At 47.3% G+C, this 15,359-nt stretch carries 12 protein-coding genes; 4 read left to right on the forward strand and 8 right to left on the reverse strand.

Features of this window, described 5'->3' with window-relative positions:
* Position 1: 1 nt before the first annotated feature.
* From DFP97_RS22740 to DFP97_RS30895, 3 genes are all read right to left on the reverse strand, one after another.
* On the reverse strand, positions 2–1,579 hold the full coding sequence (locus DFP97_RS22740; protein WP_114382647.1) for a response regulator transcription factor: 1,578 nt from the start codon (positions 1,577–1,579) through the stop codon (positions 2–4).
* Entirely contained in the window at positions 1,572–3,380 is a 1,809-nt protein-coding gene (locus tag DFP97_RS22745; protein ID WP_114382649.1) for a sensor histidine kinase, read from the reverse strand. The genes DFP97_RS22740 and DFP97_RS22745 overlap by 8 nt, the downstream gene beginning before the upstream one ends.
* Before the next feature lie 319 nt (positions 3,381–3,699).
* The gene (locus tag DFP97_RS30895) at positions 3,700–3,837 is read right to left on the reverse strand and encodes a hypothetical protein (RefSeq protein ID WP_181873636.1); all 138 of its coding nucleotides are present in this window, start codon (positions 3,835–3,837) and stop codon (positions 3,700–3,702) included.
* A gap of 276 nt (positions 3,838–4,113) precedes the next feature.
* On the opposite strand from DFP97_RS30895, the gene DFP97_RS30900 reads away from it, so the two are divergent.
* Both DFP97_RS30900 and DFP97_RS22755 read left to right on the forward strand, forming a co-directional pair.
* Positions 4,114–4,290, forward strand: coding sequence for a hypothetical protein (locus tag DFP97_RS30900; RefSeq protein WP_181873637.1), 177 nt, complete (start codon positions 4,114–4,116; stop codon positions 4,288–4,290).
* Positions 4,291–4,609: 319 nt separating this feature from the next.
* Positions 4,610–5,470, forward strand: coding sequence for a helix-turn-helix domain-containing protein (locus DFP97_RS22755; RefSeq protein ID WP_114382794.1), 861 nt, complete (start codon positions 4,610–4,612; stop codon positions 5,468–5,470).
* A 376-nt stretch (positions 5,471–5,846) separates the two neighbouring features.
* Here DFP97_RS22755 and DFP97_RS22760 read toward each other — a convergent pair whose 3' ends face one another.
* From DFP97_RS22760 to DFP97_RS22785, 5 genes are all read right to left on the reverse strand, one after another.
* Positions 5,847–6,077: a hypothetical protein gene (locus DFP97_RS22760; RefSeq protein WP_114382651.1), complete on the reverse strand. Its 231-nt coding sequence runs from the start codon at positions 6,075–6,077 to the stop codon at positions 5,847–5,849.
* 571 nt (positions 6,078–6,648) lie between these two features.
* The gene (locus tag DFP97_RS22770; protein ID WP_114382655.1) at positions 6,649–9,564 is read right to left on the reverse strand and encodes a glycoside hydrolase family 3 protein; all 2,916 of its coding nucleotides are present in this window, start codon (positions 9,562–9,564) and stop codon (positions 6,649–6,651) included.
* 782 nt (positions 9,565–10,346) lie between these two features.
* The gene (locus DFP97_RS30905) at positions 10,347–10,523 is read right to left on the reverse strand and encodes a hypothetical protein (RefSeq protein WP_181873639.1); all 177 of its coding nucleotides are present in this window, start codon (positions 10,521–10,523) and stop codon (positions 10,347–10,349) included.
* Positions 10,524–10,675: 152 nt separating this feature from the next.
* The gene (gene sigK, locus DFP97_RS22780) at positions 10,676–11,224 is read right to left on the reverse strand and encodes an RNA polymerase sporulation sigma factor SigK (protein ID WP_114382659.1); all 549 of its coding nucleotides are present in this window, start codon (positions 11,222–11,224) and stop codon (positions 10,676–10,678) included.
* Entirely contained in the window at positions 11,214–13,190 is a 1,977-nt protein-coding gene (locus DFP97_RS22785) for an alpha-amylase family glycosyl hydrolase (protein WP_114382661.1), read from the reverse strand. The genes sigK and DFP97_RS22785 overlap by 11 nt, the downstream gene beginning before the upstream one ends.
* Positions 13,191–13,422: 232 nt before the next feature.
* Between DFP97_RS22785 and DFP97_RS22790 the strand changes: the two genes are divergently transcribed.
* Both DFP97_RS22790 and DFP97_RS22795 read left to right on the forward strand, forming a co-directional pair.
* On the forward strand, positions 13,423–14,610 hold the full coding sequence (locus DFP97_RS22790) for an ATP-grasp domain-containing protein (protein ID WP_056632231.1): 1,188 nt from the start codon (positions 13,423–13,425) through the stop codon (positions 14,608–14,610).
* Entirely contained in the window at positions 14,607–15,359 is a 753-nt protein-coding gene (locus tag DFP97_RS22795; protein WP_056632229.1) for an esterase family protein, read from the forward strand. The genes DFP97_RS22790 and DFP97_RS22795 overlap by 4 nt, the downstream gene beginning before the upstream one ends.

Genomic DNA, 15,359 nt, shown 5'->3' on the forward strand with positions numbered 1-15,359 from the left:
TCTATGATGTTTCCAGCGAATATGTCTCGGCTTTGGGAGGAGCCCCCTTGATTGAAGATGGGGAAGCTCCTACATATTTCTTGAATTTGCTATGGAAATAACCCACATTGGGATAACCGACGAGCTCCGAAACCTCATAGACCTTGTGTCCTTCCTTAAGAAGGCGGCTCGCTTGCTGAATTCGGACCTTGTCCAAGAAGGTATGGAACGAGTCTCCCGTATGCTGTTTGAATATTCTGCCAAAATATCCTTTGTTGTAATTATACATCTCAGCCATCGTCTCCAGCTTTAGATTTTCATAATAATGCCGCTGGATAAAATCCATCACTTGCTTGACCACTGGCAGACTACCGTTCACCCCAAGCCTTCCCGCCAGTTCGGCGAGCTGGGAATGAGCGGCGCTCATCACCCTATCGTAGTGGGTGTGCTGATTGAGCTCAGCAAGCAGAGGCGCATAGTCCTGTATATTGACGCTTTGATGGAGAGCTGACAATTTGCTTAGCGCAACGGACAACACTTTGGTCAGGCCAGACTTGATCGCGGTTTCGGAAGAATCGTAAGCCGCAAGCGCCCTTCCCGCTTCATCAAGCGTCTCCGCCACCCCTTCGCGTCTGCCGAGATCCAGCATATATAAAAGCTTGGTTGCGAGCGCCTCCAAATTCGGCGGAGCATGATTGTTCGGCTCCGTCGCATATTGTCTCAAGTCTGGTTCCGTCACTATGTGGATCTGCCCTTCAGCAAGCAGGAAACGGTTTTTCAACAATGCCAAGGCACCTTCGTACGATTGACGGATATCCGCAAGTTCATTGACAATTCGTCCAGCGGCGGCAGTGAAGCCCAGTTGAGGTCCGCACGAGTCTTGCAGAAGCCGGTCCCATTCGCTTTTGGTGTCGGGCCCGTTCAGATCTTCCTTCAACAGGAATCCGATATACGGTCCGGTCTGAAACCCGTACCCGAGGTTCTCCTTCTCCGCGGCATCCAGCCATTTCTTCTTGACTGATTCCAGATACGCAGGTCCTGCATGAGAGTTGCCCTCTGCTTCAACTAACAGAATCTGCTTGGATCTCCCTGCAAAGCTGGTTAAGGTCACCAGTTCGCTTTCCAGCTCCTGAGCGTCTGCCGGATCAGCTGCGATCAACTTGAGAATAAGTTCCTCCCGCAGCGCGTCGGCATGAAATTCGGATAATTTTGCGCGACCTGACAACTGATCCAGTTTGGCTCGGATGCGCAGCAGTTCCTCCCTTAGCTCCTCTACATCAATCGGTTTGAGCACATAACCGCTCACATTCATCGCAATGGCTTGCTTGGCGTAGGCAAAATCGGCGTATCCGCTCAGAATAAGAAATTGGCAATCCCCATCCGTCTTGCGAATTTCGCGGATCGCTTGAAGACCATCCATGCGCGGCATCCGGATATCAATGACGATCAATTCAGGAGAAAGCTCTTGATGGAGGTCAACCGCTTTTCTTCCGTTTGAGACGTCTCCCACCACGCAGAAGCCAAGCGTTCCCCAATCGACAATTTTCAGAAGCCCCTGTCGGATTGCCGGTTCGTCGTCGACCACTAGCACTTTATACATGTAAATTCCCTCCCAACGGTATGGAAAATGTTATGCGCGTACCGGATCCCGGCGGGCATTCCAGCTTTAACCCGAATCCCTCTCCGTAAGTCAGAATAAGGCGCTGATGCACGTTGCGGAGTCCTATCCGATGCTCCTCGGCATCTTCCATGTCCTGAAATGAATGCTCAATTTCCCGCAATTTGTTTTCCGGTATGCCGCACCCGTTATCCTCTACCGTAATCACTACCCGATCCAATTCCACACGAGTATCGATGATGACATTGCCCCTTTCTTCAACCTCCTCCAGCCCGTGTATCACAGCATTTTCTACTAGAGGTTGAATAATGAGCGGAGGAATCTCCACTCTCTTTGCCAAATGATCCAGATGGAGCTTGTAGGTCAAACGTTCGTCATCGAAACGGAATTTCTGAAGTTCCAAATAGCAGCGCACAATATCAAGCTCTTCCTTGAGCGTGATCTTGCGGTCACCGATTTCAATGCTGCGCCTCATCAGTTTCCCCAAGAGATGCACGACATTGGAAATTTCTGTATCTCCCTTCACAAACGCTTTCATTCGGATGGACTCCAGCGCATTGAACAGAAAGTGAGGGTTGATTTGACTCGCCATCATCTTCAGTTTGATGTCTCGCTGCCGAAGCTCCAGCAAGTTTTTCTGTATATGGGACTCTCTCACTTCTTCCATCAAGCTCCGGATGCTGGCAAGCATATGGTTGAACTGTTTGGATAACGCGCCTATTTCATCGTTTCCATCCACATCCGACTTCACGTGCAGATTACCCATGGATACTTTGTTCAACACTTTATTAAGCAGAAGCAGTCTGCGGGACAAAAAGGATGAGGTGAAGTAAATTAGAACGAATGCGATGGTCAAACTGGCCGCAATGATAGTGAACCCCAGCCTGCTGACCCGATTTGCGTCGTTCACGATGCTGTCGATCGTAAAGACTGAAACGACTTTGAGCCCGTTCCGACTATATGGAGGAACCACCTCCTCCACCACAATCTTCGAGGGCTTCCCCTCATAATTAAACTCATAAGCGCCAGCCGGTTTATCGCTTAGATCCTTGGCGAAATTCATGCTGTCGATATTCTGGCCGACCCATTGCGGCTGTTTGGCAGCGACAATTAAGCCCTTCGCATCAAAAATCATCGTATCGAACGGTTCCTCGCTTAAAATCCCATTAAGTTCATTCTGGTCCATATTGATGACCAGTACTCCGTAGGAACGATGCAGCGGAAAATCAATCCTGCGAATGAGGCTGAGATAAGGGCGATTTTCCTTCGTCTCGTCCGTGATGTAATGCCAACTGATGGATGAACTGGATCTATCCAACGCTTCCTGATACCAGTCCGAGTTCTTGACAGACTCATCCGCGCTTAGAAAGTCCCAGTTGCTCATCTTCATCGGCAGATCTGTATAGAAGCGGATGTTATGAATTTCCTTATATAACTGCACGGAATCCCGGAAATAGCGAAAATCCCAATATGCTGTAACCATGTCGAATTTGGTCTCATAGCGGGAATTGACCAATTTAGATAACCTGTCGTCGACTTGCATTTTATTCGAGATTTCAATCGGCATCCGAAGATTGTCCGTTACATGCTTCTTGATTTTATCCACGTTGTTCATGGTTTGCTGTGTAGCTTGGTCTAGTACGTTCTGTCGGTAGGAAGCCGTCAATATAATGCCCACTAGTAAAACCGGGATGAACACCACTATCACGATGGAAATGATCATCTTGTTCTTTAACCGGATATTGTTCGTCTTCCTAACCACGGCGAGGAGCTTGCTTCCCATTTCAGGTCTCCTTTCGGATGCTTGAGTAAATCCTTGGCGGCGCTTACAACACAAATCTTAAGAATGAGACAAAACTATAATCCCTGTCAAAATTATACCGTAAAAATACTCTATTAAAAATAATATTTCAATTGCCAACGATTGGTCGTCCACGAGCATAACGGTCCGCAAGCCCGTAGTTTCTAGAATAACGATTTTTAGTATGTTTTTTAGTACGTTTTTGGTTGTATGATTAGAAATTGTACGCGCTTACAATAAAATTGTTACCGTTGCGATGACAGCCCCATCTTATTCGCTTCAAAAAAGAATTTCAAACCTCTCATGAGTAGCTGTCTTCGTCGAGCACGTCTTGCCATTTCGATTCATCGGCCTTCGTCATCATCAGTTCGGCGGTATTGAAGCCATCCCCTTCATTATAGCCATAAAATTGGCCCATAGCCTTCGCGTTTACTGACATAACGCCATCCCAGTCCGACCACAGCTAGAACCCATGCACAGGCTTGCCGGAATCACTCTTCGGACTAAAACTCTGTCTGGGACAGCGGAATGCCGGGCCTGTAGTCGAAAAAGGCATAAATCCAGCCATATAGCGGCAAATAGGAGAACAAAAAGACGAGTACCAGAAAAGGAAAAGCCATGAGGAATAATTTATACTTTTCCTTAAACTGAAGGCGCTCGATCCAGAATCTTTGACGCAGAAGTTTCCCGATGTGATAAGCAGAAGAAAGCTGAAGTGGGCAAAGTCATCAAGGAATATTCCTGGAAATTGATGTTCGCGAAGAACGATAATGAGTTTGCCTGCTTAAAAGAGGCTATGGTATCGAAAGCCAAAGGCCTAGGCTATGACGATGTGATTAAGTTCCAGGTCGAGAATTACGAAAAAACGGTTGGTGCGGCTTTGAAGAAGTAATGGACTAGGAAAGAGCTTTCGTGAAAATCAAATACCGTGAGCATAACTGGCTCACGTTTCATCAGCCGCAGTCTGCAGAAACTAATCCTATGCATCCATTAGTACATGAAAATCTGAACCGGAAGTCTTAAATAACGATTTTTAATATGTTTTTTAGTACATTTTTGGTTATATGATCAGCAATTTCACACGGTTAAAATAAAAATGATACCGCATACAACTATCACAGAAAAAGGGGTGTTGTTTGATGTCAAACGGGCGAGGAAGTACTATGAAATCGAAATGCATAAATAAGTTGCCGTCAATTAAAGGCGATATCGTGGATAACGTTTATTTGAAATGGTTTACTAATGACGAGCAATTTCCGTTTTATATTCAATATGGCGGGCACAAAGAGGATACGCCTCTTCATAAGCATGATGACTTCACCGAACTCGTGATTGTATTGAACGGGAACGCTACGCATATCGTCAATTCTGAAACTTATTTCATTAAGAAGGGAAACGTATTTGTCATTAACGGTCCTACCTACCATGCTTACCAAAATCCCCATGAATTTAAAATTTGCAATATTATGTTCCGGTCTGAAATAATTCGGAGCGCCGGTCCGGATTTATGCACCTCCAACGGCTTTCAGGCACTTTTTGTTTTGGAGCCGTTTTATCGCAATATTCATTCTTTTCAAAGCGGGCTTTGTTTATCGATTCCAAGCATGGAACACGTCGCATCGATTATCTTCGACATGATCAACGAATATAACAACAAGCATCAGGGTTATCAGACGATGCTCATTTCCAAGTTTATGGAGCTTGTCGTCTATTTGTCCAGACAGTATGACAATCAGGAGAATGGAACGGACAGCAATCTGATGCATTTGGCGAATGCGATCTCCTATATTGAAGATCATTATCTTGAGCCTATTACTTTGGAGGATATCGCGGCCAGATCCAATATTTCGGTTCGGACTCTGAATCGGATTTTTCAATCTTATTATCAAACGACTCCTATTTCATACCTGCAGCGACTTCGTTTGGAGCGCGCGCGTATGCTGCTCAGGCAAAGCGGACACCCCATCACAAAAATCTCATACGATTGCGGATTTAACGATAGCAATTATTTCACTCGTCAGTTTTCCAAGACCTACGGACTATCCCCCAAGGCCTTTAGACTGAATCAGTGATTTTTATATTAGGTTTATGTTACAAAAATACAAGGCGCCCCGGTATATGTTGTCAATAAAAACATATACCGGGGCGCCCATTTAGAGCCCAACGGGAATATTTAGTTTAAGACACAGGAATATAAATATCGACCTCACAATACCATTCTGTTGCAATATCTTCCTTTATTAATTCAAAGTAGAAGGGCTCTGATTGTGTAAAAACGCTCCCCCTACCGCTCCCAATACACGTCCAAATCTGGCCCAAGTGCTTAATCGTCAAGTGCCGGGGGTGAAAATCGCCGATGTATGTGTATACCAGATATTTATGCCGTGGTATCATATCTGCCGTCAGGTCAGGTGGCAATCTTCCTACCCGATTGGCCGTAAACTGCTCCTAATTCTCCTTAAGATTCATCGGATAAAGTTTGCTGGCAAGCAGCAGCACTTTTTTGTATCGGATAACCGGTCTGAATAGAAGTCCGTTTTGTACAGCCGTGATCGTTGACAATTCGAAACGTTCGGTTAATGGGACATCGACTGGTCTTCTCAGAAATTCCCCCGAGGTCAATCCAAGATATTTTTTTAATGCGCGTATATACGATTGCTCATGTTCGAAACCATACATCACGCCGACCTCTAAGACGGTATATCGCTATGACTACTACCCTTTTAACCTCATCTGGTCCCCCCATGCAAGGAATTGTATGTCGTAGATTGGGAGTTATGCGGGATAGGCGACATCTTTTTCGATCTCGCAGCGATACCATTCTCAAATCGATTTACCGTACAGCAAGAGAAAGATTGGTTGCAATCGTACTTCGGCTACTATGAAGAGGAGCAAAATGCGATCTTACAAGATATGAAGTATATGAATATGTTACGGGAATGCTCCTGGGGGCTGCTCCATAGTGGACTTGCTAAGAAGCAGGTAAATAATAGCCCTGATTATTATAAGCACGCTAAGCATGTGATCGAGAGACTGCAGCAAGGGTTTAATCAGTTTTGGAGCTCCCCTTACAGTAAGTTCCTTCTATTAGGAACTTACTGTAAGGGGCTGCGGGTGGCCGAATCAAAACCCAACACCTGCATCATGACTGCCCCGAACAGGTTTTCCGGTTACACTATGTTTGCATCAAACCTAATCAAGTACACCCATAACTAGGGGTGCTTGATTTATTGGTGAATGGTTATTCAACTTAATCGTTTATCATTCGGAACCAACCGAGAGACACTGGCCCATCCAAGACTAGGTATACGTCGTGACGACCTGAGGCGCCTGTCAGACCACAAGTGAGGCTCCGCCAGTCCTGTTCTCCGCCAGCCGGGATCTTGCACATACCTGCAATTGGACCGTCCGGTCCATCCAACCGAATTTCAACCACTGCATCCTCAGTGGCAGCAGCCCGCAGCTCGACCGCGGAGATCCCTGCACCGAGCTCTGCGTCATGGAATGCAAGCCAGCCCCTATCGCCATGTACGGCTGCGGCGCTCCCGCCTTCGATACATTCACCGAGATGAATGCCTTGATACGCATCGTAGTTTGCGGCCCGAGTCACCCTCGTAAGGTCACGCGGCGGAATCGTCTCCCCGGCGACTGTAAGGCGGCCTTCAAGCCGCAAATCGGCGGAGGAAGCGCCGAGCATCACCGTGTACGTTCCGCTTTCCAAGCAGAATCGGTCGCGTGTTACGTCCCAGATGGCCAGCGATTCGAGCTGCAGTTGGAACGTCACCTCCGCAGACTCTCCCGGAGCCAGAGCGATACGTTTGAAGTCCGCCAGCTGAAGGCGCGGGCGCTTGACCCGGGATTTGTCTGCACGAACATAAAGCTGCACGACCTCTTCACCCTCACAGTCGCTTATGTTCGTCACACGGCAGGAAACCTGGGCTGCCGTATCTGTCCCGGCCACAACGCGGTTCGGCGACAATTGCAAGGCTTCGTAACGGAATTCGCTGTACGAAAGGCCGTGTCCAAACGGATATAGCGCTTCGCCTTCAAAATATTGATACGTTCGGCCGCCACGGATGATGTCGTAGTCCATGAATGGCGGAAGCTGATCGACGGACTTGTACCAGGTCATGTTCACTCGGCCTGCGGGATTGACATCGCCGAACAGAACATCCGCAACAGCACGGCCGAGCTCCTGACCCGCATGGGACGTGTAGATAATCGCCTTCGCCTTCTCCTGTAAAGCGTTCAAGGCGAACGGGTAGCTGCCGACGACCACTACAATCGTGTTTGGGTTCTCTTCAATTACCGCAAGCGCCAGCTTTTCCTGCGATTCCGCCAGCGTGATGTCGGGCCGGTCCATCGTCTCTTTGCCGTTAATCAATGGATGATTGCCGACAAACACGATCGCCGCATCGGCGCCGCGGGCCGATTCGACAGCCTCGTCCACGCCGCTCGACACGCGTTCAAACTCGAACGTGTCGGCATGCGTTCCAACAACCGAACCGCCTACCTCCACAGCGCCTCCGACGTTAATATCGTTCGCGGTTTCAGCCGCCAGACCGTCTCCGACAAGCAGTACACCTGTCTCATCATCAACCGTTATAGGCGTTCCGTTCCAGGTCGAGGCGGTAACTAGCGAACTAACCTGATCCACTGGTTGTATCTGGAACACTTCTTTCGTAAACCACTCCCAAATCTGCTGAGCCGACGCTTGCAGGTTCTTGTCGTCCGTTGTCACATAGAGGTTATTGCGCAACGAAATTAATGTATGGCTACCACAACCCCAGTCCGAAATCTCGAAAATGTCGCCTTCTTCCGGCCTCTCCGCGCGAGCGACGAGAGGGGCCTTTGATTCGTCGCTGAGCCGGACATACCGCCCGCTACGAACAGCCTTAATGCGCACGCGATCAGTGCCGGCGGAGTATAACGTTTCGGCGCCTTTCCCTTCCGCCGCCAGCCTCTCGCGGATTCCCTGCAGCGGGGTAACCGCATAAGGCAATGTGCCGCTGTACCAATCGCGATAAACGACATCGGCAAGCGGGCCGATGACGGCAACCTTGCTTAGCTTGGCAGCCTGCAGCGGCAGCGTCTGCCCATCGTTCTTGAGCAGTACGACAGCTTTCTGCACCGCCTCCCTCGCGAGCTCCGCGTGCTCTGGGTGGAGGATCGCCGATTCGTCGATCACAGCATACGGATTCCGCTCAGGCGGGTCGAACTCCCCAAGCCGGAAACGGACGCGAAATGTGTTCCGAAGCGCGGTATCCAGATCATTTTCTGTCAATAGCCCGCCCTTTAACGCCTCGCGGATCGCTTCCGTCACTACTGCTGCTTCGTCCGTAATACTGTCGATTCCGCCGTCCCGAATCGAACGGGCCACCGCTTCCTTCAGCGTCTCTACATAATGATGATCCCGCACCGTACCCGTTACGTCGAAAGCATCGCTAACGACAAAGCCGTTCATTCCCCATTCGCGTTTAACGATGTCGATAACGAGCTGGCTGAGGTTCGCCGGCACTCCGTTAATCGCATTGTATGCCGTCATCATCGACAAGGCTCCGCCTTCTTTGAACGGGATCTCGAACGCCTTCAAGTAATACTCGCGCAGGTTGCGCGGATCGAGGCTGACAGATGAGTCTCCTCTTCCTGCCTCATTATTGTTACCGATAAAATGCTTTAGCGTGGCAACGGCCTTCAAGTAAAAAGGATGATCCCCCTGAATGCCTTGCGTGAGCGCGGCGGTAAGTTTGCCGGCCAAAACCGGATCCTCGCCATATGCTTCTTCCGTCCGGCCCCACCGAGGGTCTCGCTCCATGTCGACCGTCGGCGCCCATAGCGTCAAGCCGTTAAGATTCGGATTCCGCTTGTAAAAGCCGCGAGCTTCGTCCCCTATTGCGCCGCCGATTCTCTTAAGCAACTCGCTATCCCAGGTACAAGCGAGACCGATCGGCTGAGGATAACTCGTCGCCTCCCCGAGCCAAGCCATACCGTGTGCCGCCTCCGTGCCATGCTTGTACGCCTGCACACCCAGACGCTCTATAGCAATCTGGTACTGTGGCATAAGCCCGATTTTCTCATCCAGTGTCAATTGGGCGATCAGGTCGTTCACACGGTCCTCGAGAGGCAAATTGGGATTCCAATAAAGATAGGTTTTTTCGTTTGTCATTTTCTCACGCTCCTCAGACTTACTATAAATTACACTTATACCTCTGCGACCTGCTCGGATACTTGCTACCCGATCCAGTCAAATTGTGCAGGTGATGCGGAGCGGACGCCGTTCCCTTTCGCATACATGGAAATAAAACCCTCGTAGTCCCGCCCGCCATTTCCGTGGCCATCCTGCGTCTACAAACTAGTTCAATTCGCTTGTTGGACTTATAAGCCGGATACTGGCCGCTGCTTGTCGGCATTTGCCCGATTTTTCTTTGAATAACTAACGTGCTCCAAAGGTGTGACTGACAATCCCTATTACTCCTCTGCTGTACGCATTCATCTAACATTCTAGTTCAAGAATAACAAACATACCTCGATTTTTTGGTCATAAAATAGCATAATAAGGACACCTTATTACGCGAAACCTATTAAACGAGTATCGTTAATAGGTTTCGTCTCTCGTTGCTTAACAACTTGCCTTTAGCGAACTGTATAACATGTGCAAGAAGTCGAGCTAAACGTCCTTCGTAATTCTTGGGATAGGTTAATCTATCCCAAACGAAAGCGGATATTTGAAATTTTAAAAGAGCTGCATGCAGTACCATTTAAGACGAGGAAAACCTCCGCGGAGTTTCCTCTGTGAAGTTTTTTCATAATTCACAATCGCCGTATTTTATTCTTATTGATCCATCTGAAATCAGTTGTAATTCATTAACACAAATCGATCCTGAATATGGATAAAGATTTTTATTAAGTGTTCCGGGTCAATCATCGAATAGTTAAAAAAGCTCCAATTCACGTCCGTCTTGAGAAGTAAATCGGATAATGGTCATCAAAAAATGCCTCTGAGTTGTTCAAATCAATGATGAGCAGATTATTACATTTCTCGAGTATGAGAATGCCGCTAGTACGTAAAGTCTTCCCTCTTACCCAATCCGCTTCTAGCTTATCTTTATTTTCATTTAATCGCAAAAAATGCTCCTCTCGAAAAAACCTGTCACGCACTATTTGTAACTGGTGATTAGTATTCAAATCATATTGTACCCCACGATTTCAAATGCAAAATAGCACCTTACCGTCAGCTTGCTCAGTAAGGTACTTATTCAAGTGTAACTGCACATTATCTAACGTTTGGATTTATAAAACTCATGATAAAGCTTCATGAGCGCCCTTTTCTCAATCCGCGACACATAACTCCGCGAGATCCCAAGTTCCTTCGCAATCTCCCGCTGCGTCCGCTCATCTCCACCGTGCTCCAGCCCGAACCGGCCAATGACTACTTCTTTCTCGCGGTCATCCAATATATCGAGGTTCTTATATATTTTGCTCTTCTCAATCTTCAACTGCACCTTATCGACAATATCATCGGCCTCCGTGCCAAGGATATCTATTAGCGTAATTTCATTGCCTTCCTTATCTGTTCCGATAGGATCATGAAGGGAAACGTCCTTCCGAGTCTTCTTCAAGGATCTCAAATGCATCAGTATTTCGTTTTCAATACAGCGCGCGGCGAAAGTAGCGAGCTTCGTACCCTTGCCGGTCTGAAAGCTCTCAATTGCTTTGATCAATCCAATCGTCCCAATCGAGATCAAATCCTCTAAATCCTCACCCGTATTGTCGAATTTTTTGACGTTATGAACACAACCCAATGTAATTTGAGTTTTACAACTGATACATCACCCTAAACACCATCGCCGTACGGCTAGCGAGCTGTAATTCGAGCTTACCAGCCGCCCATTTGAACTGCGAGCGCGGTCCAAAACCGCCAAAACGCGCGTCGTCCGTATCAAAAATCAGTTCAACAGGCGTTGAGTCAAAACTGACAAATTTCGTGTCCGTCGGATGGAAATTGAAAGCAAAGAGCAAATCGCCCTTCTGGTAGGCTAGCAATTTATCGTCGTTTTGAATCCACTTCTGTTGCAGGCTTGCGGTCTTCTGTAAAAATTTTGAATCGTGCTCCAGCGCAATCATCGCATTGTCAAAATCGAGCAAATACTGAAAGCGAAGCTCTGGATTGGTCGCAAGCGACCATTGCCGCCGCGCATGGTCAAACGAGTCGCCATTACCCTCGCGCGGAAAATCGAGCCATTCAGGATGGCCAAATTCATTGCCCATAAAGTTCAAATAGCCCTCGCCTGCAAGCGAAAAAGTGACAAGCCGCAAAACTTTATGCAGCGCGATCGCACGGTCAATAATCAGCGACTGCGAATGAACATCCATCGAATAGTAGAGCTCAGCATCCGCGAGCCACATCATGAGCGTCTTGTCGCCGACAAGCGCCTGATCGTGACTTTCCGCATAGCCGATATTTTTCTCTCCTGGCCGCCGCGTCGTCAGCTCCCACCAAAGCCCCATCAGGTTCAGCTGATCATCCGATTTCGTCTTGAGCTGCTTTATCCAGTAGTCAGGAATGCCCATGGACAGACGATAGTCAAATCCAATGCCACCATCAGCCAGCGGGAGCGCCATACCTGGCATCGCAGACATATCTTCAGCAATCGTCAGCGCTGATGGATTGACCTCGCGGATCAGCTCATTTGCGAGCATCAGATAGACGATTGCCTCGATGTCCTTATCCATTGAGAAATATTTCTCATAGCTGTCAAAGCCCGTCCCGAGCCCATGATGGTGGTAAAGCATACTCGTCACGCCGTCAAAGCGGAAGCCGTCAAAATGATAAACTTCGAGCCAAAATTTCAGATTCGATAGCAGAAAATGAATGACCTCGTCCTTGCCATAGTTAAAAAGCTTTGTGTTCCAAGCCTCGTGCTCTCCGCGATCGCCCTCGTGGAAATATTGCGACGTCGTGCCGTCAAATAAATTCAGTCCTTCGCCCACATTTTTCACCGCGTGCGAATGGACGACGTCTAATAGGACACGCAGCCCCAGCCCGTGCGCTGTGTCGATCAATTCCATCAGTTCGTCAGGCGTTCCAAAACGGGAGCTGATTGCATAAAAATTTGATACCTGATAGCCGAAGCTCGCGTAGAGCGGATGCTCCATAATCGCCATCAGCTGGATGGTGTTGTAGCCAGCCGCCTTGATCCGCGGCAGCACGTCGCGCGTAAATTCCTCGTAGCTATTGATCTTATGCTCCTCTGAAGAGATACCAATGTGCGCCTCATAAATCAGCGGCGCTTCAGTTGACAGGTCGGGCGCGGCATTTTTGAACTGATAGGTTGGCTGCATAATCACACCATCAAATTGATAATTATCATTTTGTATGGCGTAGCTGATGTAACTCGGCACGCGATAGAGCGGCTCACCATCCACGATCAGTTGAACCTTAACCTTCGAGCCGATTGGTAGGCTGCCCGGCATGCGCAGCTCCCAAACACCGCCATTCAGCCGCGTCATCTCGTGCGAAAGCCCATTCCAGCCGTTGAAATCGCCGACCAGATACATCATCTCCGCATTCGGCGCCCATTCACGGAAAGTCCAGCTGTCGCCGTCCTGATGAAAACCGAAATATTTGTAGCCATTCGCAAAATCCGAAAGTGTCTGATTTTCACCACTCAACAGCCGATTTTTCGTCCGCTCAAATTCCGACATCCGTAGCCGCAAGTCTCCCTCAAACGGTGCCAGCCACTGGTCAATCTCCAAAATTTTTAATGATTCGTTTATCGTCGCAACTTCCATAGTCACACCTCACTATTGTATCTATTGTATCTATGGTACATTTGCAGCATCTCTTGGTGCGTTCTCTCTTTCTCTATAAAGAATTATTCGCCCAGTAGTTAAACACTCCTGCCCTTAACATTAATTCAATAAAAACGGGAGCTCATCATATGATCTTTACAATATATTTTCTTGAAATCATGGAATCTTTAGGATAAAATTGCAAAACTGGAGTCTGAGGGGGACAAAAAGGATGAACTTTATTTTTTTCTCGCCGAATTTCCCAAAGTACTGCACCGAATTCTGCTTTCACTTGAAAAACTGCGGAGTGAATGTGCTTGGCATCGGCGATGCAGATTATAACGATCTCAACGAAAAACTGAAAAATTCCCTTACGGAGTACATCAAAATTAATCGTCTGGAAAATTACGACGAGGTTCTGCGCGCGGTCGGTTATTATACCCATAAATATGGTAAAATCGATCGTTTTGAATCACTTAACGAGCATTGGCTGGATCTTGACGCGCGCATTCGAACGGATTTCAACATTTTCGGTACGAAGCTCGATTTTATATCCAATTTAAAACAAAAATCGAAAATGGAAAAGTTTTTCAATAAAAGCGAGGTCGAGTCCATACGTTCCATAACGAAATTCCATCGGGTGAAGGCAAAAAAATTTATCGAGAAGATCGGCTATCCCGTCGTCGTAAAGCCAAATCAAGGCGTGGGAGCGAACATGACTTACAAACTCGCGAGCGAGTCGGAGCTGGAGCATTTCTTGCATACCAAACCATCGGAAGTCGAATTTATTATGCAAGAGTTTATAGACGGCGTCTTGCTAACCTACGACGGTCTTGTCAACAAAGATGGAGAAATCGTATTCGCAGCAAGCCACGAATTTCCGCATAGCATCATGGATACCGTAAATTCTGGAAATCATTTCAGCTATTATGGTTTAAAGGAAGTAAGTAAGGAAATCGAGGAATCCGGAAGAAGGATCATTCGAACCTATGGGATCAAAGAAAGCTTTTTTCATCTCGAGTTTTTTAAATCCAATGCAGATGGAAATATTATTGCGTTAGAAGTCAATATGAGGCCGCCGGGTACGTGGATGACGGATGCGATCAACTTCACTTACGATATCGATATTTACAAGCTATGGGCGAATATGATTGTTAACAATCAGGTGGAAGGACCTTTTGCCGGTAAGTATTATACCGGGTTTGCCAGTAAAAAAAACCACCTCACCTACGCTCATGAGCACGAAGAGATCATGCAGCGATATCATCATGAAATTGTCAAACACGACAGCATTACGGATGTGCAAAGCCAATCTAGAGGAAATTATGCGTATCAATTTCGTTCAAAGGACTTTGATAAAGTGAAACAAATTACAGCTTATATTCATGCAGTGGAAAATAGAATCAAGGTGTTCTCATGAAAGTAACCTATCACAAAGTATATAGCGGCAACTTGCATCGGGACATGGAATACAAAATATACGGACATCAAGGGAAGCCCTTACTTGTTTTTCCGACCTCCTGCGGACGGTTTTATCAGTATGAGGAATCCGGCATGATCAGCACGTTGGAAAGTTATATTGAACAAGGAAAAATTCAAGTTTGGACATGCGACAGTATTGATGAAGAGACTTTTTATGCCAAGAACTCGACGACCGATGAGAAGATGAAACTCCATGACCAATATGATGCCTATGTGAAAGATGAACTCATTTCTTCCATTCTCCGTCAAAGCAAAGAGAACAACGGTGGAGGCACGCAGAAGATCTTGGCGACGGGATGTTCGCTCGGGGCTTATCACAGTACCAATATGTTTTTCCGGCACCCGCAATATTTTGACAGTTTAATTGCTTTAAGCGGTTTGTATTCGACCAATCGATTTTTTGGAGAAGAGGTCCCTCCTTCAGCTTATTTCCATTCACCGCTTCACTATTTAAGAAACTTGGAGGACGCTTTTTATCTGAATCAATACAGGAACAGCAAAATCATCATTTGCACAGGACAAGGCGCTCATGAAGATTTAATGCGATCGGAGACGCAGAAGCTCAAGGAAGTGCTGCAGGAGAAACACATCCCGGCAAGCGTTGAATTTTGGGGGTACGATGTCAATCATGACTGGTACTGGTGGAGGAAGCAAATCCTTTACTACATGGATCGCTGCTTAAGTTAA

Source organism: Paenibacillus prosopidis, from assembly GCF_003337375.1.
Classification (GTDB): domain Bacteria; phylum Bacillota; class Bacilli; order Paenibacillales; family Paenibacillaceae; genus Pristimantibacillus; species Pristimantibacillus prosopidis.